Consider the following 25582-nt stretch of genomic DNA (forward strand, 5'->3'; position numbering starts at 1 on the left):
GACCGCACATGCCGGAAAGTCATGGGCTGCCGTGCAGAAATGCGCGCAGCGTGGTGCGCGGTTCGGGGGACACCGGTCGCAGTCGATGTCCCCGTCCCCCTGTTGTCCGCACATGGTGCGGAACCCCTGAAAGCTGTCCGGGCCTCAGCCCTGCGCGGCAAGCGCAGGCCGCCAGGCGACCCCCTGCTGCGCAAACAGGGCGGCCATGCGCCCATCGGCAATCATCCGGCTGATCTGCGCATCCAGCGCAAAGCCCAGCGTGCGGGAGTTCTCCTTCACCGCAATGCCGATATCCCAGCCTGCGGACATCATCTGCGGCAAGGCGCCTTTGCGCACCTTTATGCCAGCACCGGGATAGTCGTGGACAACCGCCTCGATCTGCGCGCTTGTCGCAACCACGAAATCGGCGCTGCCGTCGGCAACGCTGGCCGCTGCGGCATAGCCGCTCGGCAGATGGACGAGATCCTTCGCCAGCGCTCCGCCTGCATGTCCGAGCAGGTAGAAGTCAGGGATGGATGCCAGTTCGGCCGCCACCTTCCGCCCCCTGAATGCGGCGGGCGAAGCTTCGCAATTGCCGCCATCGCGCGCGCAGGCCGCACCGAAGGTCTCGCGATAATAAGGGGCAAGGAACACGACATTGTTCTCACGCTGCATCAGCACCCGGTCAAAGGGCACATGCAGCATCACGTCGCAAGGCTGGAAGCCCAGCAGTCCGCCGCGCCAGACAACGTTGCGCAGATCGTCGGAAATATCCTCGTCCGCCGGGAAAAGCTGGATGTCGGCCCGCACGCCCAGCGCTTCGGCAAGCGCGCGGGCGATTTCGGCATCAATTCCCAGCGGCCTTCCGCCTGGTGTATCGGACCACGACCACGGTCGGTTGTCGGCGTAAAGACCGACCCGCAAGACCCCCAGATCCCTGACCTTTTCCAGCGGTGCCGCAACAAGCCGCGAAGGCGCGAGCGCGCTCATCACGGCCGCAGCGCCAATCCGGGCAAGCAGATCGCGACGTCTGAAGCCCTGCCGCACGATCAGTCTTCCGTATGCTTCGTCTCGATCCAGCTCCGGATCGCCCAGCCCGCCTTCTGGCCCAGCACTTCGCCGAAGGGCGGCATATAGACCTTTCCATCGTGGCTGGATCCGTGGCGGAAGCGTTCGACGAACCATTCATCGCCCGCATCGCCAAGTTCAAGATAGCGCAGATCCGGTGCAATCCCGCCGGAAATGGCATCCAGCCCATGACAGCGCGCGCAGTTCTGGCCATAAGCGGACTGGCCGATTTCGATCGCTTTTTCATTGCCGCGATAGGGGTTTACGGCAGTCCAGTTATCGTTTCCGCCCTCAATATCGGGCAGGGCGGACGTGTCCACCGCCTGAGGCGTGACATCACCATGGGCCGAAAGGCGGGTGGCAATGCTGGCCGATGCCAGCGCCGCCGCAGCAAGCAGGGCCGCGCGGCCGTAGGAAATGGTCATGGCTCAAACATCCTCTGCGACAAGTGCTCATTTTGGCCGGTCGGCAACGCGGATTCGCATTCCGCCTGCGCCATGCCCGCCCTTCCTTTCACACCCCGCGCTGCGCCCATATTGGACAATGGTATTAGGCCAAGGTGCCATACCGCAATGGCCGTGCCGGGTTTATGCTGGCCGGCGACAAGCTTGTGGAGAGGCACCATGAAACCAACCCGACGCCCGGCGCGCATCGCATGGCAGCGTCGCACGGCCACATTGCTGGGCGCAATGCTCACAGCCGTGATTGCCGCGGCCACGGCGGCAACGGCGCAGACGGTCTATGTCAGCAACGAGCGCGGCAACACCGTGACCGTGATCGATCTGGGCGCGGACGGCGGCAACGGGCGCGCGGTGGCGCAGTGGGCGGTGGGCAAGCGGCCGCGCGGCATCACCCTGACCCGCGATGGTGCCACACTGCTGGTAGCCGCCAGCGCCGACAACGCTGTCGAGATGCGCAATCCTGCCAATGGCGCGCTGGTTGCCACGCTGCCTTCGGGGGCAGATCCCGAACAGTTCTTTGCATCATACGATGGCAGCCTGCTGTTCGCGGCAAACGAGGACAACGCTGCCGTGACCGCGATCGATCTGAAGACCCGGCGCGTTGCCTGGCAGGTGCCCGTGGGCGACGAGCCGGAAGGTGTGGCGCAAAGCCCCGATGGCAAGTGGCTCCTCGTCACGAGCGAGGAGGATAATACCGTCGCGTGGATCGATCTGGCCACGCGCGCCGTGGTTCACGAGACCGAAACCGATGCCCGTCCGCGCCATGTCGAGTTCACCGCTGATGGCGCGCAGGTCTGGGTGGCGGCGGAAATGGCGGGCACAGTGCATGTTGTCGATGTGGCCACGCGCGAGGTGGTGGACACCATCCACTTCGCCCCGCCGGGGATTCCCGATTACAAGGTGATGCCCTGCGGCATCCGCTTCACGCCCGATGGACGCACCGCGATTGTCGCACTCGGCCGGGCCGATGCGGTGGCCTTCGTCGATGTGCAGAGCCGCAGGATCAGTGGCTACGTGCCCGTGGGCGAACGGCCGTGGCATCTGGCGATCCTTCCTGATGGCAGCCGCGCCGTCGTCGCCAACGGGGCAAGCGATACGGTTTCCGTGATCGACATTGCCACACGCCGGGTTGTCGGCACCATTGCGGCGGGCGCAGGACCTTGGGGCGTTGCCATAGGCAAATGACCGGTCAACGCCCGGCAAGACACCGCAACCAGATGCCAAGAATGCACTGCGTCTCATCCCAAAGTCCAAGGCCATAAGTCCAATATCGCGCGGCGATGCTGCGCAGCATTGTTTCCCCCAGTCGCAGGATAACCGACACGCCTTTCACGGAGGGGAACATCATGAAGATCACCAGGGCGCTTTGCGCCTCGGCCGCACTGGGTGCCATCGCCCTTGCGGCATCGCCCGCCCATGCCGGAACGCCCGAACTCTTGAAGCGCCTGCACGAGAAGGGAATCCTGACCGACGAGGAATACCAGGAACTGCTGGCCGAGGAGGCGCGGCCTTCGCCCGCCCCTGCTGCTCCGGCGTCTGCCGCCGCACCTGCGGGCGATGCCACCGCGCGCGCGCAGGCCGCTATCGATACCACCCGCCTTGTCCGCACGACCGAAAGCGGCATCGGACTTGAAGTCGGCCCGGCCACGATCACCTTCTCCGGTTCGGTCAACGGCTTCTACGTCCACGATAATCCCGATACGCCATCGGCGCGCACCGCGGTGGTGGGCGGCATTGCCAATGTTGGCAGCAACAATTCCAGCGCGGTGCGCAATGGTCTGCTGCCCGGCTTTCTCAAGATCGCGGTCAGCACCAATCAGGGCGGCTGGGACGTGGGCGCGACGTTCGGCATGTATCCGGGCATCAACTCCACTGCATGGGGCGCACTGGGCGCGAACAACGGAGGCCAGCCCACGGCGCTTGCCACCGCTGGCATCGATTTTCGCCAGACCTTCCTGACTTTCGGCAAGCCTGAGATCGGCACCTTCAAGATCGGGCGCGATATCGGCCTGTTCGGGTCCGAGGCGATCCTGAACGACATCACGCTGCTGTCTTCGGGTTCGCCGGGAAGCAATGTCGCGCCGGGCAATACCACGCTGGGCCGCATCGGATCGGGCTATATCTACACCGATTTCCAACCGCAGATCACCTATACCTCGCCCGTGTTCAGCGGATTTCAGGCCTCTGTCGGCGTGTTCCAGCCGCTGTCCTCGCTCACCGGGCCTGCGGAAAGCAACTCCGCGCCGGGGTTCCAGGGCAAGCTCACCTATGATGGCAAGTTCGGCGATGTTGCCACCCGCCTGTGGGTTTCGGGCATCACGCAGAAGCATGATCTGGCAGCAGGCGGCAGCTTCACCGGACAGGGGCTGGATGTGGGCGGCAAGGTCACGGTCGGCCCGCTGACCGCGCTCGGCTACTACTACACCGCCACCGGCCTTGGCACCACGGTCTTCGGCCTGTTCGATACCGGCCTTGCCCAGAATGGCACCGGCATTTCCCGCCGCAAGAGCGAGGGCTTCTATGCGCAGGCCTTGGCCACCTTCGGCAAGTTCTCGATCGGCGGCAGCTATGGTGAAAGCCGCCTCGATCATGCCAGCATGGCCGACCGGCTTGCCAATCCGAACCTTGTCAGGGTCAATTCCAGCTACGTCGGTCAGGTGCGCTACGGGCTGACCTCGTGGGTCACGCTGATCGGGGAATATGTCCGCTCCAAGGCGGTTGCCCATTCCGGCAACAGCGCGCAGAGCGACGCGGTTGCACTGGGCGGCATCCTCTTCTTCTGAGGTGGCATTTTGCCTGCCTGATCCAAGTGCACCCTTGCCGGCAGCCCATGATCCCCGCAAAGGGCTGCCGGCATACTGAAAATGCTGAAGTATCCCTGAAAGTCGCAGCAGATGGATGACATGTTCTTTCGCACCGGCGCTATCCTTGCCGGAGTCTTCGCCCTTTCCCTTGGCGCCCTGCCGGCGATCGCGCAGGAAGCCCCCGCAGATGACGATGCCGCCGAACGCGTTCGCGCCGAGCAGATCGTTGTCACCGGCAACGGCCTTGGCGAAACGCCCGGAACGCCTGCCTATGCCGCCGTCACGCTGGGGCGCGATGCGCTGCTGCGCGCGGCATCGGGCCGAATCGAGGATGTGCTGACCAACGTTGCGGGATTTCAGCAGTTCCGCCGGTCGGACAGCCGCTCGTCCAATCCTTCGGCGCAGGGCGTCACCCTGCGGGCGCTGGGCGGCAATGCCACCAGCCGCGCGCTGGTGCTGCTAGATGGTGTGCCGATGGTCGATCCGTTCTTCGGCTATGTGCCGCTTTCCGCGCTTGCCCCCGATACGCTGGGCGCGGTGCGAGTGACACGCGGCGGCGGCTCCGGGCCGTTTGGCGCGGGCGCGCTTTCGGGAACGATCGAGCTGGAAAGCGCCGGACCGGATGCGTTGGGGCGTGTATCGGCACAATTGCTCGCCAGCCAGCGCGGCGAAACCGAGGCGAGCGGCGCAATCGTGCCGCGTCTGGGCCAGGGCTTTGTCGTGGTTTCGGGCCGCTGGGACCGGGGCAAGGGCTTTTTCACCACTCCGCCTGCGCAGCGCGTCCCGGCAACGGTGCGCGCCGCATACGAATCATGGTCCACTGCGGTGCGCGCGGTCGCGCCGATCGCGCCTGATGTGGAACTGCAAAGCCGCATCGCCGTCTATCGCGACAACCGGGTGCTGCGCTTTGCCGGCGCCGATACCTCAACCGAAGGTGAGGATGCCAGCCTGCGTCTGGTGGGCCGTGGGGCTTGGCAGTTCGATGCGCTGGCCTATTTCCAGGCACGGGACTTTTCCAACGTGGTTGTGTCGGCGGCCACGTTCCGCCCCACCCTCGATCAGTTCGCCACCCCCGCGCAGGGTATCGGCGGCAAGCTTGAAGTGCGCCCGCCGCTGGGCGAAAGCAATGTCTTGCGGCTTGGCGCAGACTGGCGGCGGCTGAGCGGGACGATGCGCGAAACCGCATTCAACGCCAACACCGGCGCCATCACCGCCCGCCGCACCGCAGGCGGCGTGAACAGCGATTTCGGTCTCTATGCCGAAAACGACATGACGCTGGGACGGATCGTGCTGACAGGCGGCCTGCGCGCCGACCGCACGGTGATTGCCGATGGCTATTTCGAAGTGCGCAATGCGGCGGGCACCGTCACCAGCCGCAGCGACTATGCCCGGCAGGCGGACTGGACGCTGACATGGCGCGGCGGGGCGCTGTGGCGGGCAAGCCCGGTGGTCGCGCTGCGCGCTGCGGCCTACACCGGCCTGCGCCAGCCCACGCTCAATGAACTTTACCGCCCCTTCACCGTCTTTCCCGTCACCACGCAGGCCAATGCGGCGCTGCGCAACGAACGGCAAAAGGGCTTCGAAGCAGGCATCGACCTTACCCCTGCCGAGGGCTTTGCGCTTTCGCTGACAGGGTTTGATAACCGGATCGAAAACGCGATCGCCAACGTCACCATTGGCACGAACCTGCGCCAGCGCCGCAACGTCGACGAGATCCGCGCCCACGGGATCGAAGCAACGGCCAGCGCCAGTGTGGGCATCGCGCGTTTCGATGGTTCGCTCGCTTGGACCGATGCCGAACTGCGCAACGGTGCGGCCTCGCCGCTTACCGGAAAGCGCCCGGCCCAGACCCCGCGCATCGCTGCATCGGGCACGCTTACGCTGACGCCTGCACCAGGCTGGCAGATTGCCGCAACGCTGCGCCATGTCGGGCAGCAATATGAGGACGATCTCCAGATCGACAGTCTGAAGGCGGCCACCACGCTCGATCTGTTCGCGCAGGTGCCGCTGGGCGGCGGGGCCAGCTTGGTCCTGCGCGGCGAAAACCTGTTCGATACCGAAATCGTCACGCGCAACTCGGGCGGTTCGATCGACCTTGGCGTGCCGCGCACTGTCTGGGCCGGGCTGCGTTTCACGATGTGAAGCTGCAAAGGAGCAAGCCCGATGACGCGCCATCTTCTCGTCCTCTTCCTCCTGACAGCAGCGCCTGTTCCGGCACTGGCCACATCCGATGATCCTGATGCCCTGACCGCCGATGGCGCAGCGCGCGGCGGTAGCGACGCGCAGATCGTGGTCAGCGCACCGGGCGGGCTGATCGATACCGACGAGGCGCGCGGGCTGGATCGCGCCGCGCTCGATGCGTCGGGCCGGCCTGATCTGGGCCGCGCGCTGGAACGGGCGATTCCCGGTCTGACCCTGGCCGAGGCGGCCGGCAACCCGTGGCAGGCGCAGATCCTGTGGCGCGGCTTTTCGGCCAGTGCCTTGCAGGGCGCGGAACAGGGCATGGCGGTCTATCTCGATGGTGTGCGCTTCAACCAGCCGTTCGGCGATGTGGTGCTGCTCGATCTTGTGCCCGATACCGTTCTGGTGCGCGCGCAGGTGAACGATGCCAACCCCGTTCTGGGCCGCAATGCACTGGCTGGCACGCTCCTGCTCCAGACGGGCGATGGCGCATCGCTCGCAGGTCTGAGCGCCTTGGCCGATGCTGACAGCACCGGCATGGCAGGCGGCGCGTTCAGCTTTGGCACAGGCACGCAGACACGCAATCTGCTGGTCGCCGCCGAAGCGCGACGCGATGCGGGCTGGCGCGTGGCCAGCCCCTCTCAGCTCTACCGCGCCTTCGCCAAGGGGGTGCATACCGGCGCAGGATGGGGGATTGAACTGTCCGCCCTTGGCGCGGCAAGCGAGCTGACCGGCAACGGCGTTTCGCCGGTGGAACTGCTGGATGCGCAATATTCGGCCGTGTTCACCCGGCCCGATACCACCAGCACCCGCTTTGCGCGCATTGTGGCCGCGCCGTGGGTGCAAACCGGACAGTCGGGGCGGATCGAACTGCGCGCCCACTACCAGCATCTGCGCCGCAGCAATGCCAATGGCGATCTTGCCGATTTCGGCCCGTGCGATGATGCGCCCGGCCTGCTCTGCGTGGGCGAAGAGGACGATGGCTATGAGGACCGCCTGCTTTCCGGCGGCGCTTTCGTGCCATTCGATCCGGCTGGCGATGATCCGGCGGTATTCAACCGGGGGCAGGAACGCACCGATGCGCTGGGCGCGATGCTGCAATGGCTTGATGAGCGCGAGACCGCCATTGGAACGCGGCGTATCGCGCTGGGCGTGGCATGGGAACATGCCCGCACCCGTTTTCGCGCCTCGACCGAACTGGGCGAACTGGAAGAAGATCGTTCGGTCGAACCGCTCGGCCTGCTGCTCGCCTCAGAGGAGGGCGCGATCCAGCCGGTCGACCTCGTCTCGAAGGTTGATGATCTGGCGGTTTTTGCCAGCGTCGAACTTCCGCTCATGCGCGGTTTTTCGGTCGAGGCCGGGGCGCGCTTCTCGCATAACCGGGTGCGCATGGACGACCGGCTGGGAACCGCGCTTGACGGGGATCATACCTTCAACCGGTTCAACCCTTCGATCGAGTTCGACTATGCACTGGCTCCCGGCATCAAGGCGGCGGCGGGCTTCTCGCTCACCAGCCGCAACCCGACCCCTGCCGAACTGAGCTGCGCCGATCCCGATGCTCCCTGCACGCTGGCCAATTTCTTCATTGCCGATCCCCCCCTGAAGCAGGTGACAGCGCGCAACTGGCACCTGGGTCTTTCCGGCGCCGCCGATGGCGATGCCGCGGCTGCGCAAACGCTGGCATGGCGGCTCAACGCCTGGCGCACCGATACGCGCGATGACATCCGCATGATCGCCTCGCAGATCCGGGGACGCGCCTATTTTGCCAATCTTGGTCAGACCCGGCGGCAGGGAATCGAAGCCTCGCTCGACTGGAACCGCGATGGCTGGCGTGCCAGCCTTGTCTATGGGTTCACCGATGCGCGCTTTCGCGATGGTTTCGTCATGTCCAGCCCCGCCAATCCGGCCGCAGACGATGCGGGAGAGATTACGGTGCGGCCGGGAGACCGGCTGCCCGCAGTGCCGCGCCACGCGCTCAACCTGCGCCTTGGCCGTGATGCGCGCACGTGGAGCGCAGGGCTGACCATGCGTGCGCGTTCGGGCCAGTTCCTTGCGGGCGATGATGGCAACGACAATCCGCGCACGCCCGCCTATGTGGTGTTCGATCTTGATGGAGCGCTACGCCTCACGCCGCGCCTCAGCCTTGTGGCGCAGGTGCGCAACCTGCTGAACCGGCGCTACGCAACCTTCGGCACCTTCGCCGAAATCGACGATATCGCACTGGCCGAAGCGCCTGGCGCCGAAAATCCGCGCGCCTATGCCCCCGGCGCGCCCCGGCGCATCAGCGTATCCCTGCGCACGCAGTTCTGAACCTGCGTTTCGCAGTCCGCGGCTGCGATCGCGCAGGAGCGGAAAAGCAAAGCTTTTATCAAATCATCTCATTGGGATAGATGGAGTCTCGATCCAGAGATACATGCCGTTTTACGCTTCCATCTTAAGCCTCGCACCAGTAGAGCGTGATCCCATCAGCCCATTAAGCGATTTACTGCCATTCGGCGACTTCCGGCTTGCAATAACCAGAATGAAGATTTGCACGACAATAGCCCGCTTTCTCTTGTAAACTTTTGCCCCACGCCATATTCCCTCCGTCAACACCGGATTACAGGGGCAAGTAATGCAGGTGCTGATTTGCGATGACCATCCCATTGTCGCATCGGCTATGGGCATGACGGTCGAAGCCGCGTTCGACGCGCAGGTTCACATCGCCCATTCCTGTAGCGATGCCCTGGATCGGGTGCGCCGTCTAGGCACTGTGGACTTGCTTCTGCTGGACCTTCATATCCCCGGCGAAGACCCACGCGAAAACCTCCGGTCTGTGCGAGCGGCCTGCCCGCAAACGCGGGTCGTGGTCTTTTCCGGCAGCGAAAACCCGGATCACCTGCGCATGGCGCTTGAAATGGACGTGCATGGCTTTCTCCCCAAGTCTTCACGCCCTGAAGTCGTAGAGGCGGCCCTGCGACTGGTTCTGGCCGGAGGGCGCTATCTGCCCGATGCCGTGCGTAATCTGGCGCTGGAGACAGCGGTCCATGCGCCCACCGCCCCTGCCGTTGAAAGCTGCCTGACACAGCGCCAGTTGCAGGTCCTGCACCTTCTGGCCAATGGCAGCGCGAACAAGCTTATTGCAAGGGAACTAGGCATTTCGCCCTTCACGGCGAAGGCCCATGTCGCGCAGGTCCTGTCGGCATTGGGCGCGGTCAACCGCACCGAAGCGGTTGCCATAGCGCGCGGGCGCGGCCTGCTTTGACACCCGACGACGGCCTTATTCACCGCGAAGTCCGCGCTGCTGAATCGCGCATGGAATTTGCGCTGACGGGATTGCTCACACTGCTGGTGGCCGGCACGCTGGCCTATGTCCATTCGCTGTTCGCCCCGCTGGTGCCGCCGCACGTATTATGGTCGTGGACGGGTTCCATGGGCGTTGTCACGGCGATCATGCTGACCGTGCCGTTGCTGATCTATATCCGCAAACCCGATGCCGAACAGATCGAACGCTTCTGGTCGCCTCTGGGCAAGGTCGTGGCCGTGCTGTTCGATGTGGTCGTGGCGGCCAGTGTATGGATGCTGTTGCCCTACGCATCCGAACCGCTGCAACTGCTGATGGTCATATTCTATTCCGCCGCGATCAGCGGACAGGTGGTGGCCACGGCCGAAGCGATTGGCAACATCACCTTTGGCGTGATCGCCATCTTCGGATCGGCGGCGCTGTTCTTCTTTCGCAGCGAAACGCTTTATGCCGATTCCCTCGCCATCTTCCTGCTGGCCTTCGGCGCGCTGATGATCGGCACGGCTGTCGTGCTGAAGCATGCGATCCGCAGTGCGATTGCCCAGCGTCTGCGGGCAGAGGCGATGTCGGCCGACATCACCGCCGCGCTGGCCGCAACCCATGCCGAACGCGATGCGCGCACGCGCTTCATCGCCGCTGCCTCGCATGATCTGCGCCAGCCCTTGCAGGCGGCCATGCTGTTCTTCCGCCAGGTGCTGCATGCTCCCGACGCCGAGCGGCAGGAGCGCGCCGCCGAGGGCGTGCAGCGGGGGCTTGAGGAAGCCATGGTCATGCTGGAAGGCATGGCCGAACACCTGCGCCTTGAAAGTGGACGAATGGAGGCACGCAGCAGGGCGGTGCCGCTCATCTCCATTCTTGAGGCACTCGAACATGAACTGGCGCCGGCCGCGCGCCGGGCAGGCATGGCTCTGCGGATCGCCCGCAGCAATCGGGTCGTGCACGCAGACCCGGCGCTGCTAACCCGCATCCTGCGCAATCTCCTGACCAACGCCCTCCTCCATTCCCACGGCACGCGTGTCCGGGTTCTGGTGCGTCGCCGCGATCAAAGCGTGCAGATTGCCGTGCTTGACGATGGTAACGGTATCCCGGCGGCAGAAGCCGAAGCCCTGTTCCTGCCCTATGCCCAAGGGGCTGGAACGCGACGGCTGGGCCACGGATCGGGGCTGGGTCTGGCAATTGCGCGGGAAATGGCCATGCTGATGGATGGCACACTGGTTCACGATCCGCGCTGGACAGGCGGCTGTGCCTTCGTTCTGACCCTGCCCGAAGGCACACTGCGAGCCTCCGCAACGCCGGAACATGAGGCTGCCGATCCCGATCGCACGCTCGACCGACAGATCGTGCTGCTTGTGGAAGACCGGGTCGACACGCGCGAGGCGATGGCCGGGACACTGCGCATGAGGGGCGCACAGGTCTGGGCCTGTGCCAGTTCCGCCGAAGTGGCCGACGCCCTTGCGCAGGGCCTGCGCCCGTGGGCGGTGATTACTGACTGGCACCTGGGCCGCGAAGACAGCGGGGCAAAAGTCATCGCTCTCGTGCACAAGATCTGCCCGGACGCGCGCGCCCTCGTCATGAGCGGTGACGCCACCGGGGCAACCGCGCAGCAGGTAGCCGAGGCCGGGTGTTCGCTGCTGTTGAAGCCGGTGCCCGAACCGGTCCTGCTCGCAGCGTTGACAGCGGACTAGGCTCCAAGGACGTCGCGTTGGTTGATCTGTTTGCCGGGTGAAGCGTAAGCAGCGATTGAGCCGCACCTGCCGCAGAATCCGCACGGAGCGCGGCGGATCAGCTTGTGTTGCCCGCTATGGTCACTATCGTTCTTCCCCGGCCGAACCTCATCGCGCGAGGTTCGGCCTGGAGAGGCCATCAGACCACAATTCCTGTCCTGCCGGGATCAGGCGGCAGAGGACCCGTGATGCCCCGCACGCTGCGGCAGCAGGCCCAGGGCAAGGATCATCAGCCCGCCAATGACGGCAACGATCAGCGGACGGCTGATGGCAAGCCCGCCGTGGTCGCCCGCCTTGTCGAAGAAGTTGCCGACAACCGCGCCAAGCGGGCGGGTGAGGATGAAGGCCGCCCAGAACAGGATCACGCCGCTGACCGCGCGCCGGTAATGCAGGAAAAGCAGGACCGCGAGCGCCGCGCCGAAGATAAGCGCCGAGCTGCCATAGCCGAAGCCCGCCGTGTCCGCGAACCAGTCACCCAGCGCAGTTCCCAGCGTCTGGGAAAAGGTGATGGTGATCCAGTAGAAGGCTTCCACCCGGCGTTCGGCAATCTGGTCTGCCGCCACGCGGCCAAGCGCCAGCTTCCACGAGACGAGCGAGGCCAGCACGAGGCCGAGCAGCAGCAACGAGCCTCCGGTGTAGCCAATTCCGAGCGAGCGGGTGCAGTAATCGGCCAGCGTTGTTCCCGCCGTGGTCGAGGCGACGATTGTTGACCAGTAAAGCGCCGGGTGGAACCGCCGCGCCGCTGTCTGGATCACGGCCAGTGCCGCGAACAGGCCGAAAAGGATCGCGGTTGCCGTCAAATAGCCAAGGTTCATATCCATGCTGATGAGGTTGCCGCCGACCTCGCCCAGTGTCGTTGCGAGGATCTTCACCACCCAGAAGCCCGCGGTCGCCGCAGGCACCTTGCTCAAAATCTCCGAAGTCTCGTCCGTCATCGCCTTGTCCTTCCTTTGCGTTCAGGCGGGTTTGCGGATCGAGACCTAGCGTCGGCCATGCGCTTACCCCATAAGCAGGTGCTCAAATCGATCGGGATCAGCGATAGCGGCATGTTCGGACATCACTTCTCTCGGCTCACTGGCGCCGCGGCAGACAGACGCGAGATGCTGATCTCGCGGGCAGTCATCGGCCTTCAATCGATCGCGGCCCTGTTCTTCGGCTTCGACATTTTCAGCGACTACGTCGAACTGGGCCGGACCCCGGTGGGGGCGGAACTTGTCGTCGAGGGGCTTGTCACGATGGGCCTTGTTGCCGGCATCGTGCTGGGCATACGGCACAGCAAGCGGCTCGCTAAAGATATCAGGCGAAAGGATGACGCCCTGAGTGTGGCCCGCGGAGCGCTTGGTGCCCATGTCAGCATGAAATTTGCCGAATGGGGCCTGTCCGTTTCCGAGGCCGAGGTGGCCATGCTGGCCATCAAGGGCTTCCAGATCGCCGAGATCGCGAAGATCAGAAAGGCAGCCACCGGAACTGTCCGTTCGCAGCTCAGCCAGGTCTATGCCAAGGCACAGGTCAGCAGCCAGTCAATGCTGGTGGCCAGCTTTCTCGATGATCTTCTGGGCGGCGTGCCTGCCGGGCAATGAATGCCCGCATCGGGTGGTTCAACCGCGGTCTGCTTTGCCGGAACGGTCCATCTTGCGGCTGCCTCGATCCGTTTCCCCCTAGACAACGGTGCCGAAAAGCCGTCCGATGAGGGCGGTGAGCGCCATGGCCAGCGCCCCCCAGAAGACCACGCGCATCACCGGCCGCAGCAGCGCTGCTCCGCCAGCCTTCGCCCCTACTGCGCCAAGCACGGCAAGGAACAGGATGGAACCAGCCGCTTCGCCCGGAACCATCCATGCCATCGGCAGCAGGGCCGCCAGCAGCAGGGGCAGAAAAGCCCCTGCGGTAAAGGTTCCTGCCGAGGCGAAAGCTGCGACAACCGGCCGGGCGGCAGTCGTTTCGGTAATGTGCAATTCGTCGCGCGCATGGGCGCCAAGGGCATCGTGCGCCATCATCTGCGTGGCGACCTTTGCCGCCGTTTCGGGATCAACGCCCCGCTCGACGTAAATGTCCGCCAGTTCGGCATGTTCAAGATCGGGGCTTGTGGCAAGTTCGGCGCGCTCCCTTTCAAGATCCGCGCGCTCGGTATCTGCTTGCGAACTGACCGAAACGTATTCGCCCGCCGCCATCGACATCGCGCCGGCAACCAGACCGGCAACGCCCGCCACCAGAAGCGCCTGACGATTGGCCCCGGAGGCGGCGACCCCGATGATGAGGCTGGCGGTTGAGACGATGCCATCATTTGCCCCCAGCACGGCAGCGCGAAGCCAGCCGATCCGGGATACGAGATGGAGTTCGCGATGAGGCTTCATGCGCCGAGCCTAGAGACATAAGGGCTGGCGCGCAATCCGCGCCTTTGCAGCCCCACGATCGTCCCTGCTAGTCAGCAATCCACAGGTTGTGGCTGTCGATCAGCAGGCAGTTGATGGCCCGGTGCGCCTCTGCCCGTGCCATCGCCTCGGCGCGGAAGGCTGCATGGGCCAGACGTTCGGCCTGAAGCACATCGGCAAGGTCGATCGCGCCAAGCTGATGCCCGCGCCGGGTCTTGGCGAGGGCAGCAACCTGGGCATTGAGCGCATCGCGCGCCATCTGCCATGTCTGCATCGCCGATCTGGCGCGCGTCACGTCGCGCATGGCGATTTCCTGCACGTCGATCCGCACTGCCGCGCGTTCCGCATCGGCGGCCTGACCTTCGGATGCCATGCGATCAGCCTCGGCGCGGCGACCGGTTCCGCCGAACGGCATAGAAATCACCAGACCGGCGCCGCGCTCAAGCCCGCCGAACTCGCTGAACAGGCGCACGCCAAGGCTGGGATCGGCCAGTCGGTCCTTGCGGGCGCGTTCGGCCATGACGGCCGCGCGTTCCGCATCGGCATTGGCCGCGGCAATCTCGTGGCTGCGCTCGATCACCTGCGCGGCAAGCGCGTCGAGCGCTTCTGCCGGAAGCTGCGGCACCGGCGCGTCGGGAGCTTCGGCAGGCAAGGGAAGCGTAGGAAACCGGGTTGCGAGGCGCGAGCGCGCCAGTTCCGCCCGCCCCTGCGACTGAGCGGCCTGAGTGCGCGCTTCGCCCAGCGCGGCCTCGGTCTGGTCCGCATCGAGCGTGGCCATGTCGCGCAGGCTCACACGGCGGCGGATCGCGGCCAGCGACGCCTCGTAATTGGCCACGCTCTGCGCATCGACTCGCGCTTCGGCGCTGGCGCCCAGCCAGTCCCACCACAGATCATTGAGCAAGGTGGCTGCCTGATGACGGGCATCTTCGGCCCGGTTTTCGGCAGACGTGATGCCCAGTTCGCCGGCATCACGGTCAAGCCTGCCCTTGCCGGGCAGACGCACCGGGCGAGTGATCTGCACGTCGAACTCTGCCATGGCGTTCTGCCCCAGCCCTTGCGCCCAGCGCCGCGAATGGGTGCCCTGAAAGTTGAAACTGGATGCACTTCCCCGCAGCGTGCGCGCTTCGGCGCGCGCGGCCTCAAGCCGGGCATCGGCAGCAAGCACCGAGGGTTGCTGGTCGATTGCCTCGATGACAGCAGCTTCGGGGGGCAGCGCATTCTGCGCGGCAAGCGGGGCTGCCACCGTTCCCAGCAGCAACGCAAGAAGCGGAAGCCGACGGATCATGCTGCACCTCCTGCCGGATGGAGCCGGTCGCCAGCCTCGCGCTCCTCGGCGCTTTCACCAAAGCGTTCGTACAGAATGGGCAGCAGGATCAGCGTCAGCAGCGTTGCCGTGACCAGCCCGCCGATGACGACGATGGCCAGCGGCTTCTGGATTTCCGAACCCGGCCCCGTGGCGAAGAGCAGCGGCACAAGGCCGAATGCGGCAATGCTCGCGGTCATCAGCACCGGCCGCAGCCGCCGCGCCGCGCCAACCCGCACCGCTTCGCCCAGCGGCATGCCGTTCTGCCGGAGCTGTCGGAAGTAGCTGACCATGACAAGGCCGTTGAGCACGGCGATGCCGAGCAGCGCGATGAACCCGACCGATGCCGGAACCGAGAGATATTCCCCCGAAACCGCCAGCGCGATCATGCCGCCAACTGCTGCGAAGGGAATGTTGACAAGGATCAGCACCGATGCCCGCACCGAGCGCAGCGTAAGGTAAAGCACAACAAAGATAAGCAGTACCGCAAAGGGCAGCACGATCATCAGCCTTGCCGAAGCGCGCTGCTGGTTCTCGAACTGTCCGCCCCAAACGATGCGGTAGCCCTGCGGCAGCTTCACATTAGCGGCAATGTCGGCCTTGGCCTCTTCCACATAGCCCACCAGATCGCGCCCCGAAACGAAGGCCTGAACCATGGCAAAACGCGAACCGTTCTCGTGCTCGACCTTGACCGGGCCTTCCACGCGGTTGACGCGCGCCACATCGCTGGCCCGCACAAGCTGGCCCGAAGGGCTGCGATAGACCTGATCGGCAAAGGCTTCGGGCGCCATCCCCTCGCCGCCGTTGCCACGGATCACCACCGGCACGCGGCGCACGCCTTCTGCCACAACGCCGGCGCGAACGCCTTCCACGTTGGCGCGCATCATGTCCTGAAGCATGTCAACCGGCATCCCTGCCCGGCCTGCGGCTACGCGGTCGATGTCGATCTCCAGATAGTCCACGCTGTCATTGGCAACCGTGATTGCCTCGCTGGTGCCCCTGATCTTTTCGAGCCGCTGCTGGATCTGCCCGGCAAGGCGCGAAAGTTCGCCAAGATCGGGGCCGAAGAGCTTGATCGCCAGATCGCCGCGCGCGCCCGTCAGCATTTCGGAAACGCGCATTTCAATGGGCTGGGTGAAGCTCGGCTCGATGCCGGGAATGGCATGCAGCGCCTCGCGGATCTGTTCGACCAGCCAGTCCTTGTCCTGCTTGCGCCACTCGTTGCGCGGCTTCAGACGCACGAAGCTGTCGGTCTCGTTGAGGCTCATCGGATCAAGCCCCAGTTCGTCACTGCCCACGCGGGCAATCACGTCGGTAATTTCGGGCACCTTCTCCATCAGCAGGCGCTGCACGCGCATGTCGCCCGCCACGCTGTGTTCAAGGTTCACGCTGGGCAGCTTGGTAAGCTGAACGAGCGTTGCGCCTTCGTCCATGGTCGGCAGGAAGGTCTTGCCGGTAGCGGTGTAGGCAACGCCCGCAAGCAGCAGCGAGCCGCCCGCGATCAGGCTTACCGTGCGGCGGTTGGCAAAGGCCCATTCCAGCGCGCGGGCATGGCGCGGTGCCACTTGGCGCATCAGCCAGGGTTCGCCATGCGCCTCGTGCTGGCGCAGCACGAAGAAGGCCAGCACCGGCACGAGCGTGAGCGAAAGCACCAGCGCCGAGAGCAGCGCGAGCACGATGGTCAGCGCAACTGGCGAGAACAGCTTGCCCTCAAGCCCTTCCAGCGTGAGGAGCGGCATGAACACCAGCGCGATGATAAGCAGGCCCGAAGCCACCGGGACCGCCACTTCCGAGGCCGCAATGAATACCGCGTGCAGTTTTCCGCTGGAGCGGTGTTTCGGATCGGAAAGCCGCTCCACCACGTTTTCCACCACCACCACCGCGCCATCGACAAGAATGCCCACTGCAATGGCCAGTCCGCCAAGGCTCATCAGGTTGGCGGTAAGCCCGATGGAACGCATGAAAATGAAGGTGAGCAGCGCCGCCATCGGCAAGGCAACCGCCACGATCACCGAAGCGCGCACGTCTCCCAGAAACAGCAGCAGCAGCACGACCACGAGGATCGTGGCCTCGATCAGCGCCTTCTCCACCGTGCCGACCGCGCTTTCGATCAGATCGGTGCGATCATAGAAGATGTCCACGCTCATGCCCGCAGGCAGGCTGGGCTTGATTTCCTCAAGCCGCGCCTTGACGCCATCCACCACTTTCGATGCGTCCGCGCCGCGCAGCGCGATGACAAGGCCCTGCACCGCTTCGCCCTTGCCGTTCTTCGACACTGCACCATAGCGGGTGAGGCTGCCCATGCCGACGCTGGCCACATCACCCACACGCAGGACGGCGCCCTTCTGCGAGCGGACGACAACCGAGGAGAGATCATCCAGTGTGCGGATCGCGCCGACGGCACGCACGATCAGCGCTTCCTCACCCTGCTTGAGGCGGCCCGCACCGTCATTGCGGTTGCTGCTTTCGATGGCGGTGCGCAGGTCTTCCACCGTCAGCCCGGCGGCGGCAAGCGCGGCCGTGTCGGGGCGAACTTCGAAGGTTTCGGCAAAGCCGCCCAGTGCGTTGACGTCAGCCACGCCCGGCACGGTGCGCAAGGCGGGACGCACGATCCAGTCAAGCACGCGGCGCTTTTCCGAAAGGCTCTGCGGGCCTTCCAGCGTGAACATGATCATGTCCGAAAGCGGCGTGGAAATGGGCGCCATGCCGCCATCCACCGTAGCCGGAAGATCGCCGGTAACGTTGGAAAGCCTTTCAGCCACCTGGCTGCGCGCCCAGTAGATGTCGGTGCCGTCCTTGAAATCGATGGTAATGTCGGCAATCGCGTATTTGGCCACCGAACGCAGGTTGGTCTGGTTCGGAATGCCGAGCATTTCCATCTCGATCGGCGTGATGACCCGGCTCTCGACCTCTTCCGGGGTCATCCCCGGCGCCTTGAGGATGATCTTGACCTGGGTCGAACTGATATCGGGGAAAGCGTCGATCGGGAGGTTCATGAACGACCAGCCGCCCCACGCCGCCAGAGCGAGCGCCAGCCCCAACACGGCAAAGCGCGCTGCCAGCGCCTTCTCTACGAGTCTTGCCAGCATCTTATTCGCCGCCCAGCAGGACTTTGAGTTCGGCGAGGCCGGAGGTGGCCACACGCTCGCCTGCCTTCAGCCCCGATGCGAGCGTCACCGTCTCGCTCCCGCGCCCCGCGACAACCACCTCGCGGCGGACAAAGCCCTTCGCCGCGGCCACAAAGACAACATCCTTACCGCCCATCTGCGAGATGGCAGCAGCAGGCACGCTGACGGCGCGGACCGCGCTTGCCCCCTTGAGGATGACCGAGACGCCCTTGCCGCTGACCAGCAGCGGCGATGATCCGATCCGCGCCTTGGCCACCAGCGCGCGGGTTTCCTGATCGATCGAGTTTCCGACCGAAATGATCTGCCCTTCCACGGCCTCGGAACCGCCATCGGCAAGCGCAACGGCCATTCCGGGACGCACCTGCCCGGCAAGCCGTTCGGGAATCTGGAGATCGAGCATGAAGCTGGCCGTATTCTCGATGACGAACGGCGCGGTCAGTCCGTCAACCGGACCGCCGGTCTGCACCGCGACCGCTGCGATCTTGCCGGTGATGGGCGCACGCAGGGTGACTTCGCCGCCCGCGCTCGCACCGGACTGGGCAAGGATGCGCCGGTTCTCCGAAACCGCCACCTCGGCTTCGCGCAGGGCCGCGCGAGCCTCGTCGGCGCGGGCGCCGGCAATGATGCCTTCGCGGGCAAGCTGGCTGGCGCGTTCGGCATTGGCGCGCGCCACGGCCAGTTGCGCTTCGCCGCGTGCCATCGCCGCGCCATACTGCACCGGCTCGATCGAGCGGACCACGGCAAGCGCCTGTCCTTTCGTCACCGCCTGCCCCATGACCACGAAAAGCCGCGTCACGGTGCCGCCGAAGGGGGCGGTAACGGCCACGCGCGCCTCCGGGGGCAAAGTCACGACAGCGGGAACGACCCCAAGCTGCGCAGTATCGCTTTCGCTTGCCACCGCGGTCGTGATGCCCATGCGGCTGACCTGTTCCGCCGTCAGTTCGCCGCTGCCAGCCTTGGGCGCAGCCTCCTGCGCAGGCGGGGCATCTGATCCGCCCTGCATGGCCCACCAGCCCAATCCGCCCAGCACAACGGCGGCCAAGGCCGCACCCCCGATGATCGTATTGCGTTCCATGACACCGCACTTTGCAGGCGAAGCTGACACAAGCCTGACAATCTGTCAGGGTGGCGTCAGATTGATGCGGCATCTCCAATGCCGTTGGACGAGAACCTGAACCTCATGCGACTGCTCCTTGTGGAAGACGATGCCGAACTGGGCCGACGCCTGTCGGAGCGTCTTGCCACGGCGGGCATGGCGGTTGACTGGGTTCGCAGCGCCGAAGCGGCGCGCGACTGGCCCGATCTGGCCGAGATCGCGGCCGTCATCCTCGACCTCGGCCTGCCCGATGGAGACGGGCTTGATCTCTTGCGCTTCTGGCGCGCGCAGGCCGAAACCGTGCCCGTGCTCATCCTCACCGCAAGGGGCAACTGGCGCGACAAGGTTGAAGGCCTGAACAGCGGGGCCGACGATTTTCTGGTGAAGCCGGTGCGATTCGAGGAACTGATGGCCCGGCTCCACGCCCTGTGGCGCAGGGGACGGGGGCAAAGCGAGAGCATCGTGCGCGCTGGCAGCATCGCGCTCGATCCGGTGGCGCGCAGCGCGACGCTGGGGGGCATGCCGCTCGATCTCAGCCGCAAGGAGTTTGCCCTGCTCCACCTGTTCCTGCGGCGTCCCGGCCACATCATCTCGCAGGATGCGATCCTTGAACAGCTCTATGCGCTGGAAGCCGAACGCGACCGCAACGCCGTGGAAGCGCACATCAGCCGCCTGCGCCGCAAGATCGGGCGCGATGCCATCCGCACCGTTCGCGGGCTTGGTTATCGGCTGGAGGTTTGACTGGTGCGGCTTGGCTCGCTTCGCGGAAGGTTCCTGCTGGCAATCCTGCTGTGGGTCATGGTTGGCATTGGCGGCATCTGGTATTCCTCGGTCCGGCTGTTCACCGGTCATGTTGAATCGCAGTATCACGAGGAACTGGAAGTCCACGTCCGCGAACTTGGCGGGCTGACATCGCTTGATGCGCAGGGACGGCCGCACCTTGCCCGGCCGCTGTCCGATCCGCGCTATGCCGAACCGCTTTCGGGATTCTACTGGCAGATCACCCGGCCCGGCTTCGGCACCCTCAAATCACCATCGATGACGCGGGGCGAACTGGATTACGATATCGCCCACTCGCCCAGCATCCTGCACCGCGTAGCCAACGGACCAACCGGGCCGGCGATCGTCTATGGCTTTATCCGCGAGGCGCCCGGCGGCCCGCCGCTGCACTTCGTGATCGCCACCGATGAACGTCACCTGCAACGCATCATCAGCGCCTTCACCCGCGAGTTGACCGTGTGGCTCGCCCTGCTGGCGCTGGCGCTGCTGGCCAGCGGCCTTGCCATCATCACTTTCGGACTGCGCCCCTTCAACCAGCTTTCGCGCGCCATCGATGCCCTGCGCAAGGGCGAACGGCGCCGGATCGACGGGCGCTATCCTGACGAGATCGAGGCGGTCGTTTCCGATCTCAACGCCTACATCGATCGCAATGCCGAAATCGTCGAACGCGGACGGGTGGAGGCCAGTTCGCTTGCCCATTCGCTGCGCACGCCGCTGGCGGTCATCACCGACGAAGCCGAACGGCTGCTCGAACGCGGGCAAAGCGATGCGGCGAAGGTATTTCTCGACCAGTCCGGGCGGATGCAACGCCAGATCGACTATCATCTGGCACGTGTCCGTTCAGGCGGATCGAAGGCGGGAATGCGCCCTCAGGCGAGGCTTGCCGAAGTTCTGCCGCCGCTGCTTGATGCCATGCGCAGGTGCCATCCCGGCAAGCGCTTCGTTGCCGCGCATTCGGCGGATGCAACCTTGGCCATGGACGAGGATGACCTCAGCGAGATCCTTTCCAACCTGCTTGACAATGCCGGGAAATGGGCAGCCAGCGAAGTGCGCATCACCTTTGCGCAAGGCGGATCGGGTGAGCGCCTTTTGATCGAGGATGACGGCCCCGGCCTTGCGCCCGAAAACCACGAAGCGGTTTTCGGCGTGGGACACACCGGCTCGGACGGGAACGGCGGATCGGGCCTGGGGCTGGCCATCTCCCGCGCAATTGCCCGCGATTATGGCGGCGATGTGCAGATCGGTTCGGCCGCTGCGGGGAGCGGCGCCTGTCTGGTGCTGCTGCTCCCCTGATGGCATCGGCTCGTCTGCCGCCCTTTCCTTCGCTCCCGCCCCTACCGTCCTTGCCGCCCTTCGATCCAGTCGTTCAGCACTTCGTGGAAGAAGCGGATGCGGGTTTCCTGATCTGAAAGATAGGCATCGCCGTAGCCGCGAGAATGCATACCGGCCTGCATCGCTTCGGCCAGCTCCATGTCCTGATAGACGATCTGCCCGGCCAGTTCCGGCACGCCGCGCCCGCCATCGAACACGCGGTGTTCGCATTCGGGTGCTTCCCTCAGGGGACGGATGCCAGCCATGATCGATTCCACCTCGGCCTTGCCTTCCACCGGGAAGGCCATGCACCACAGATCGAAATAACACTTCTCCGGGTCCGTGGGATGCGGTTCGCTGCGGAACAGGATCAGGTTGTCGGGCAGGAAGCTGATCGTCACGTTGGGGAACATCACCGTGTGCGGGCTGTCGGTGATTTCCTCCTCGTCCATGTGTTCGTAATGGAGATAGCCCTTCTCGCGCCACAGCTTCCGTTTGGCCGCCTTGAGATCGCGCCAGCCCTGCATGGCAAACTCTTCATAGGTGGCATAGCGGGCGGGATCGATGTCCCACTTGGCCAGTTCTGCCTCGAACATGGCATTGCCGCCCCCTTCGGGCCGGTCCGTGAGCGAGGGGCGCATCGGCTGCACCGTGCGGCCATGGCCCTTGGGCCACATTTCGTGCCGGGCGGAATCGACATCCTGATCGATCCACGGCGGCACCTGCGGATGCGCGGTGCGGGTGTGGTAGCTTTCCGAAAAGTTGTCGGTCACAAACTTCCAGTTGGCGTTCAGTTCGATCCGATACCACGCCACGCGCACCGCCGTTTCCATCGGGTAGTTGCGGTAAAGTTCGGGCATCGGCTCAAGGAAATCATGCAGCGACGGGCTGTCGTCGGACATGGAATACCAGACGAAACCACCCCAGGTATCGCAGCGCAGTTCCTTCAGTTTCAACTTGCCGCAGGGGTTGCCTCTGCTGAAATCGACATCGGCATCCTGCGCGTGCTTCAGCACGCCATCGATCCCCCACTTCCAGCCATGATAGGGGCAATGAAACGCCTCGACCGAACTGGAGCAATGCACCATGCGCATTCCGCGATGGCCGCAGGAATTGTAGAACGCGCGGATCGAGCCATCATCCTGCCGGACCGCAATGACCGATTCCTTCATGAAGTTGTGGACAAGGAAATCGCCCGGTTCAGGGATTTCGGCGGTGCGTCCGGCAATGTGCCAGATGCGCGTCCACATATGGTCCCATTCCTTCTGCGCGAACTCGGCCGAATAGTAGCGATCCCCCGTGATCGCATCGCCGCGCAGGTGCGACGGGTCGCGCCCGTCCATCGGCGGCGGAACATGTCCTCGCAGGCTCATGGCATAATCCTCTCCGGTCGTCGGAACCGTTCGGTCCCGGTCCGCGTATCGCGGGTTGCACTTCTTGCCGAAGCCTAACCCGTGCCCGCAGCATCGCTAACTGCACAAAACGGCAGGAAAGATCGCGCCGCTTGGCATCACGCGCTACCGGCGGAAATGCCCGGCGCACCAGCGCGGCGGCTTTCACCCCGGCTTGTTTCGCCTTGACTTGACCGGCCATCCGCCACTAGGGCGCCCACCGAAATCGGGAGCGCCTGGCTCCCATCATCCCGTCCAATACGCCGAGTCCTGTCGAAGGGCGTTTCTGGATCCACCCTGGCAGGGTGGAGGAGTGTATCCATGGCCAATGTAACCGTGATCGGCGCCCAGTGGGGCGATGAAGGCAAGGGCAAGATCGTCGACTGGCTGGCCAGCCGTGCCGATGCCGTGGTGCGCTTTCAGGGCGGGCACAATGCCGGACACACGCTGGTGGTGGGCGATCAGACCTACAAGCTCTCGCTGCTGCCTTCGGGGATCGTCACCGGCACCCTCTCGATCATCGGCAATGGCGTGGTGCTCGATCCCTGGGCGCTCAAGGCCGAAATCGAGAAGCTGACCGGCCAGGGCGTGGAGATCAATCCCGAAAACTTCGCCATTGCCGACAATTGCCCCCTGATCCTGCCCCTGCACCGCGATCTTGACGGGCTGCGCGAGCAGGCCGCCGGAGCGGGCAAGATCGGCACCACCGGGCGCGGCATCGGCCCCGCCTATGAAGACAAGGTCGGTCGCCGCGCCATCCGCGTCTGCGATCTGGCACACCTTGATTCGCTGGATTCGCAGCTTGACCGGCTCTGCGCCCATCACGATGCGCTGCGCGCCGGCTTCGGCCAGCCGCCGGTCGATCGCGTCGCGCTGATCGCGCAGCTCAAGGAAATCGCCCCGTTCGTGCTGCAATTCGCGCAGCCTGTGTGGAAACGCCTGAAGAAGGTGCGCAAGGCTGGCGCGCGCATCCTGTTCGAAGGGGCGCAGGGCGTCCTGCTCGATGTCGATCACGGCACCTACCCCTTCGTCACCTCGTCGAACACGGTATCGGGCACGGCCGCATCGGGATCAGGGCTTGGCCCCAATTCCACCGGTTTCGTGCTCGGCATCGTCAAGGCCTATACGACCCGCGTCGGCTCAGGCCCCTTCCCGACCGAGCTTGAAGACGAGATCGGCCAGCGTCTGGGCGAACGCGGGCACGAGTTCGGCACGGTTACGGGGCGCAAGCGGCGCTGCGGCTGGTTCGATGCCGTGCTGGTGCGCCAGTCCTGCGCCATCTCCGGCGTAACCGGCATCGCGCTGACCAAGCTCGATGTGCTCGACGGGTTTGAGAAGGTGAAGATCTGCACCGGCTATCGCCTGCGCGGCAAGGTGCTGGACTATTTCCCAAGCCACGCCGCCGATCAGGCCCAGGTTGAGCCGATCTATGAAGAGATGGACGGCTGGAGCGGCACCACCGCAGGGGCACGTTCGTGGGCTGATCTGCCCGCGCAGGCGATCAAGTATATCCAGCGCGTGCAGGAACTTATCGAAACCCCGGTGGCGCTCGTCAGCACCTCGCCCGAACGCGAGGATACCATTCTGGTGCGTGATCCCTTCATCGATTGATCCAAAATCGCAGAAAATGGGCTTGACCTGATCCTTTTTTGTTCCACACATGTTCACATAAGTGGAATTGCTTAGGGACAGGATCATGGCTCAGGGGCTGGCGCGGTTCGATCTTTCACCGGAAGCGGATGTTGCCCTGCTGCGGCCGTGCGCTCCTCTGGCGGTCTCGATCTTTGCCGATCGGGCATGGCTGCGCAGCGAAATGGCAGAAGATGCCGCCGCGGCAGGCTTGCGCGTGGCCCGCAGCGCCGATCTGGCAATCCTTGCCGCCAAGGAGCCTGATGGCGCGCTTGGAGATCTTGTTCTTGTCGATTGTCCGGTGCCCGAAGGGGCGGAGCTTGCCGCTCTTGCCCGGCTGGATCAGCAGGCAGCGCGCACGCAGGCGCATCTTGTGGTTTCCACCAGCATGGGTGCGCTTGATGATGTGTTCGGCTGCCTCGATCAGTCCGCCGCGCAGATTCTTGTCAGTCCCAGCCGTGCGGACAGGGTCGTGGCGCTCGGCCATCTGCTGGGCCAGATCGCCACGCAGGGCGGATCGCGCGTGCGCGAGCTTTCCGAAAGTGATCGCATGTCCCTCTTGCGGCTGACCCAGCAGGTTTCTGAAATCGCGCACAGGCTTGAAGTGCTTTCGGGCGCGCCGCTTGCGCCCACGCAGCCCGGCGATCTTTCCGTCTTTGCCTTCGATCGTCCGGGCGCAGAGGATGGCGCCACGCAGCGGCTCGTGCGCCAGCAGCGGCCCTCACTTCCCGATCCGCGCCTTGTGCGCAAGATCATCCGCATGCGGCAGATGCGTTCGCGCTTCTTCGAAGGGGAGCTGTTTGCCGATCCGGCTTGGGACATGCTGCTTGATCTTGCCGCCGCGCGTGCCGAACACACCCGCGTTTCGGTCACGTCGCTGTGCATCGCATCGGGCGTTCCGCCCACAACCGCGCTGCGCTGGATCAGCCAGATGACGAAGGCGGGCCTCCTGTGCCGTGCCGAAGACACCGCCGACCGCCGCCGCGCCTTCATCACCCTTTCCGATAAGGCCGCCGATGCCATGGCCCGCTATTTCGGCGAACTGGCCAGCGATCCTTGCGTGACCTGATCAGGC

Annotated in this window: 19 protein-coding genes; 11 read left to right on the top strand and 8 right to left on the bottom strand. The window is 64.9% G+C overall.

Features of this window, described 5'->3' with window-relative positions; genetic code table 11:
• Window positions 1-144 precede the first annotated feature (144 nt).
• Entirely contained in the window at window positions 145-969 is an 825-nt protein-coding gene (locus tag DKM43_RS00880) for a substrate-binding periplasmic protein (protein WP_109797013.1), read from the bottom strand.
• Between the two features lie 59 nt (window positions 970-1028).
• Entirely contained in the window at window positions 1029-1472 is a 444-nt protein-coding gene (gene pedF, locus DKM43_RS00885; RefSeq protein WP_109796601.1) for a cytochrome c-550 PedF, read from the bottom strand.
• 198 nt (window positions 1473-1670) lie between these two features.
• Between pedF and DKM43_RS00895 the strand changes: the two genes are divergently transcribed.
• The 6 genes from DKM43_RS00895 (at window position 1671) to DKM43_RS00920 (ending at window position 11461) form a co-directional block, all read left to right on the top strand.
• Window positions 1671-2693: a PQQ-dependent catabolism-associated beta-propeller protein gene (locus DKM43_RS00895; protein ID WP_330857594.1), complete on the top strand. Its 1023-nt coding sequence runs from the start codon at window positions 1671-1673 to the stop codon at window positions 2691-2693.
• A 161-nt stretch (window positions 2694-2854) separates the two neighbouring features.
• Window positions 2855-4291 (top strand): porin, encoded by a 1437-nt coding sequence (locus DKM43_RS00900; RefSeq protein ID WP_109796604.1) that lies wholly within the window; start codon window positions 2855-2857, stop codon window positions 4289-4291.
• A gap of 120 nt (window positions 4292-4411) precedes the next feature.
• On the top strand, window positions 4412-6454 hold the full coding sequence (locus DKM43_RS00905; RefSeq protein ID WP_109797014.1) for a TonB-dependent receptor: 2043 nt from the start codon (window positions 4412-4414) through the stop codon (window positions 6452-6454).
• Between the two features lie 21 nt (window positions 6455-6475).
• Window positions 6476-8803, top strand: a complete 2328-nt coding sequence (locus tag DKM43_RS00910) for a TonB-dependent receptor (RefSeq protein ID WP_109796605.1) — start codon at window positions 6476-6478, stop codon at window positions 8801-8803.
• Window positions 8804-9107: 304 nt separating this feature from the next.
• On the top strand, window positions 9108-9737 hold the full coding sequence (locus tag DKM43_RS00915) for a LuxR C-terminal-related transcriptional regulator (protein WP_109796606.1): 630 nt from the start codon (window positions 9108-9110) through the stop codon (window positions 9735-9737).
• Window positions 9738-9787: 50 nt separating this feature from the next.
• Window positions 9788-11461 carry a hybrid sensor histidine kinase/response regulator gene (locus tag DKM43_RS00920; protein WP_145960450.1) on the top strand — a complete coding sequence of 558 codons (1674 nt, stop codon included), beginning with the start codon at window positions 9788-9790 and terminating at the stop codon, window positions 11459-11461.
• Between the two features lie 206 nt (window positions 11462-11667).
• On the opposite strand, the gene DKM43_RS00925 is transcribed toward DKM43_RS00920, so the two are convergent.
• Complete coding sequence (locus DKM43_RS00925) at window positions 11668-12435, bottom strand: COG4705 family protein (protein ID WP_109796608.1); 768 nt, start codon at window positions 12433-12435, stop codon at window positions 11668-11670.
• A gap of 57 nt (window positions 12436-12492) precedes the next feature.
• Between DKM43_RS00925 and DKM43_RS00930 the strand changes: the two genes are divergently transcribed.
• Window positions 12493-13080: a helix-turn-helix transcriptional regulator gene (locus tag DKM43_RS00930; protein ID WP_145960451.1), complete on the top strand. Its 588-nt coding sequence runs from the start codon at window positions 12493-12495 to the stop codon at window positions 13078-13080.
• A 78-nt stretch (window positions 13081-13158) separates the two neighbouring features.
• Here the strand turns inward: DKM43_RS00930 and DKM43_RS00935 are convergent, their stop codons facing one another.
• From DKM43_RS00935 to DKM43_RS00950, 4 genes are all read right to left on the bottom strand, one after another.
• On the bottom strand, window positions 13159-13851 hold the full coding sequence (locus DKM43_RS00935) for a VIT1/CCC1 transporter family protein (RefSeq protein WP_109796610.1): 693 nt from the start codon (window positions 13849-13851) through the stop codon (window positions 13159-13161).
• Between the two features lie 67 nt (window positions 13852-13918).
• Complete coding sequence (locus DKM43_RS00940; RefSeq protein WP_109796611.1) at window positions 13919-15154, bottom strand: TolC family protein; 1236 nt, start codon at window positions 15152-15154, stop codon at window positions 13919-13921.
• Window positions 15151-18261 carry an efflux RND transporter permease subunit gene (locus DKM43_RS00945; RefSeq protein ID WP_109796612.1) on the bottom strand — a complete coding sequence of 1037 codons (3111 nt, stop codon included), beginning with the start codon at window positions 18259-18261 and terminating at the stop codon, window positions 15151-15153. Before DKM43_RS00945 ends, DKM43_RS00940 begins: the two co-directional genes overlap by 4 nt.
• Before the next feature lies 1 nt (window position 18262).
• Window positions 18263-19375, bottom strand: a complete 1113-nt coding sequence (locus DKM43_RS00950) for an efflux RND transporter periplasmic adaptor subunit (protein ID WP_109796613.1) — start codon at window positions 19373-19375, stop codon at window positions 18263-18265.
• A gap of 78 nt (window positions 19376-19453) precedes the next feature.
• Between DKM43_RS00950 and DKM43_RS00955 the strand changes: the two genes are divergently transcribed.
• Both DKM43_RS00955 and DKM43_RS00960 read left to right on the top strand, forming a co-directional pair.
• A complete protein-coding gene (locus DKM43_RS00955) occupies window positions 19454-20137 on the top strand; it encodes a winged helix-turn-helix domain-containing protein (RefSeq protein ID WP_236632315.1) in 684 nt (227 codons plus the stop codon).
• Between the two features lie 3 nt (window positions 20138-20140).
• Entirely contained in the window at window positions 20141-21469 is a 1329-nt protein-coding gene (locus DKM43_RS00960; protein WP_109796614.1) for an ATP-binding protein, read from the top strand.
• Window positions 21470-21510: 41 nt separating this feature from the next.
• Here DKM43_RS00960 and DKM43_RS00965 read toward each other — a convergent pair whose 3' ends face one another.
• Window positions 21511-22860 carry an aromatic ring-hydroxylating oxygenase subunit alpha gene (locus DKM43_RS00965; RefSeq protein ID WP_109796615.1) on the bottom strand — a complete coding sequence of 450 codons (1350 nt, stop codon included), beginning with the start codon at window positions 22858-22860 and terminating at the stop codon, window positions 21511-21513.
• A gap of 339 nt (window positions 22861-23199) precedes the next feature.
• On the opposite strand from DKM43_RS00965, the gene DKM43_RS00970 reads away from it, so the two are divergent.
• Window positions 23200-24489 carry an adenylosuccinate synthase gene (locus tag DKM43_RS00970; RefSeq protein WP_109796616.1) on the top strand — a complete coding sequence of 430 codons (1290 nt, stop codon included), beginning with the start codon at window positions 23200-23202 and terminating at the stop codon, window positions 24487-24489.
• Window positions 24490-24574: 85 nt separating this feature from the next.
• A complete protein-coding gene (locus DKM43_RS00975; protein WP_109796617.1) occupies window positions 24575-25576 on the top strand; it encodes a helix-turn-helix domain-containing protein in 1002 nt (333 codons plus the stop codon).
• The last annotated feature ends 6 nt before the right edge of the window (window positions 25577-25582 follow it).

The sequence above is a fragment of the Novosphingobium meiothermophilum genome, assembly GCF_003171715.1.
Lineage (GTDB): Bacteria > Pseudomonadota > Alphaproteobacteria > Sphingomonadales > Sphingomonadaceae > Novosphingobium > Novosphingobium meiothermophilum.

Excerpts from the sequence above, each read along its gene's own strand:
- DKM43_RS00880 (WP_109797013.1), bottom strand. The coding sequence starts at position 969 with ATGAGCGCGCTCGCGCCTTCGCGGCTTGTTGCGGCACCGCTGGAAAAG.
- pedF (WP_109796601.1), bottom strand. The coding sequence starts at position 1,472 with ATGACCATTTCCTACGGCCGCGCGGCCCTGCTTGCTGCGGCGGCGCTG.
- DKM43_RS00895 (WP_330857594.1), top strand. The coding sequence starts at position 1,671 with ATGAAACCAACCCGACGCCCGGCGCGCATCGCATGGCAGCGTCGCACG.
- DKM43_RS00900 (WP_109796604.1), top strand. The coding sequence starts at position 2,855 with ATGAAGATCACCAGGGCGCTTTGCGCCTCGGCCGCACTGGGTGCCATC.
- DKM43_RS00905 (WP_109797014.1), top strand. The coding sequence starts at position 4,412 with ATGTTCTTTCGCACCGGCGCTATCCTTGCCGGAGTCTTCGCCCTTTCC.
- DKM43_RS00910 (WP_109796605.1), top strand. The coding sequence starts at position 6,476 with ATGACGCGCCATCTTCTCGTCCTCTTCCTCCTGACAGCAGCGCCTGTT.
- DKM43_RS00915 (WP_109796606.1), top strand. The coding sequence starts at position 9,108 with ATGCAGGTGCTGATTTGCGATGACCATCCCATTGTCGCATCGGCTATG.
- DKM43_RS00920 (WP_145960450.1), top strand. The coding sequence starts at position 9,788 with ATGGAATTTGCGCTGACGGGATTGCTCACACTGCTGGTGGCCGGCACG.
- DKM43_RS00925 (WP_109796608.1), bottom strand. The coding sequence starts at position 12,435 with ATGACGGACGAGACTTCGGAGATTTTGAGCAAGGTGCCTGCGGCGACC.
- DKM43_RS00930 (WP_145960451.1), top strand. The coding sequence starts at position 12,493 with ATGCGCTTACCCCATAAGCAGGTGCTCAAATCGATCGGGATCAGCGAT.
- DKM43_RS00935 (WP_109796610.1), bottom strand. The coding sequence starts at position 13,851 with ATGAAGCCTCATCGCGAACTCCATCTCGTATCCCGGATCGGCTGGCTT.
- DKM43_RS00940 (WP_109796611.1), bottom strand. The coding sequence starts at position 15,154 with ATGATCCGTCGGCTTCCGCTTCTTGCGTTGCTGCTGGGAACGGTGGCA.
- DKM43_RS00945 (WP_109796612.1), bottom strand. The coding sequence starts at position 18,261 with ATGCTGGCAAGACTCGTAGAGAAGGCGCTGGCAGCGCGCTTTGCCGTG.
- DKM43_RS00950 (WP_109796613.1), bottom strand. The coding sequence starts at position 19,375 with ATGGAACGCAATACGATCATCGGGGGTGCGGCCTTGGCCGCCGTTGTG.
- DKM43_RS00955 (WP_236632315.1), top strand. The coding sequence starts at position 19,454 with ATGCCGTTGGACGAGAACCTGAACCTCATGCGACTGCTCCTTGTGGAA.
- DKM43_RS00965 (WP_109796615.1), bottom strand. The coding sequence starts at position 22,860 with ATGAGCCTGCGAGGACATGTTCCGCCGCCGATGGACGGGCGCGACCCG.
- DKM43_RS00970 (WP_109796616.1), top strand. The coding sequence starts at position 23,200 with ATGGCCAATGTAACCGTGATCGGCGCCCAGTGGGGCGATGAAGGCAAG.
- DKM43_RS00975 (WP_109796617.1), top strand. The coding sequence starts at position 24,575 with ATGGCTCAGGGGCTGGCGCGGTTCGATCTTTCACCGGAAGCGGATGTT.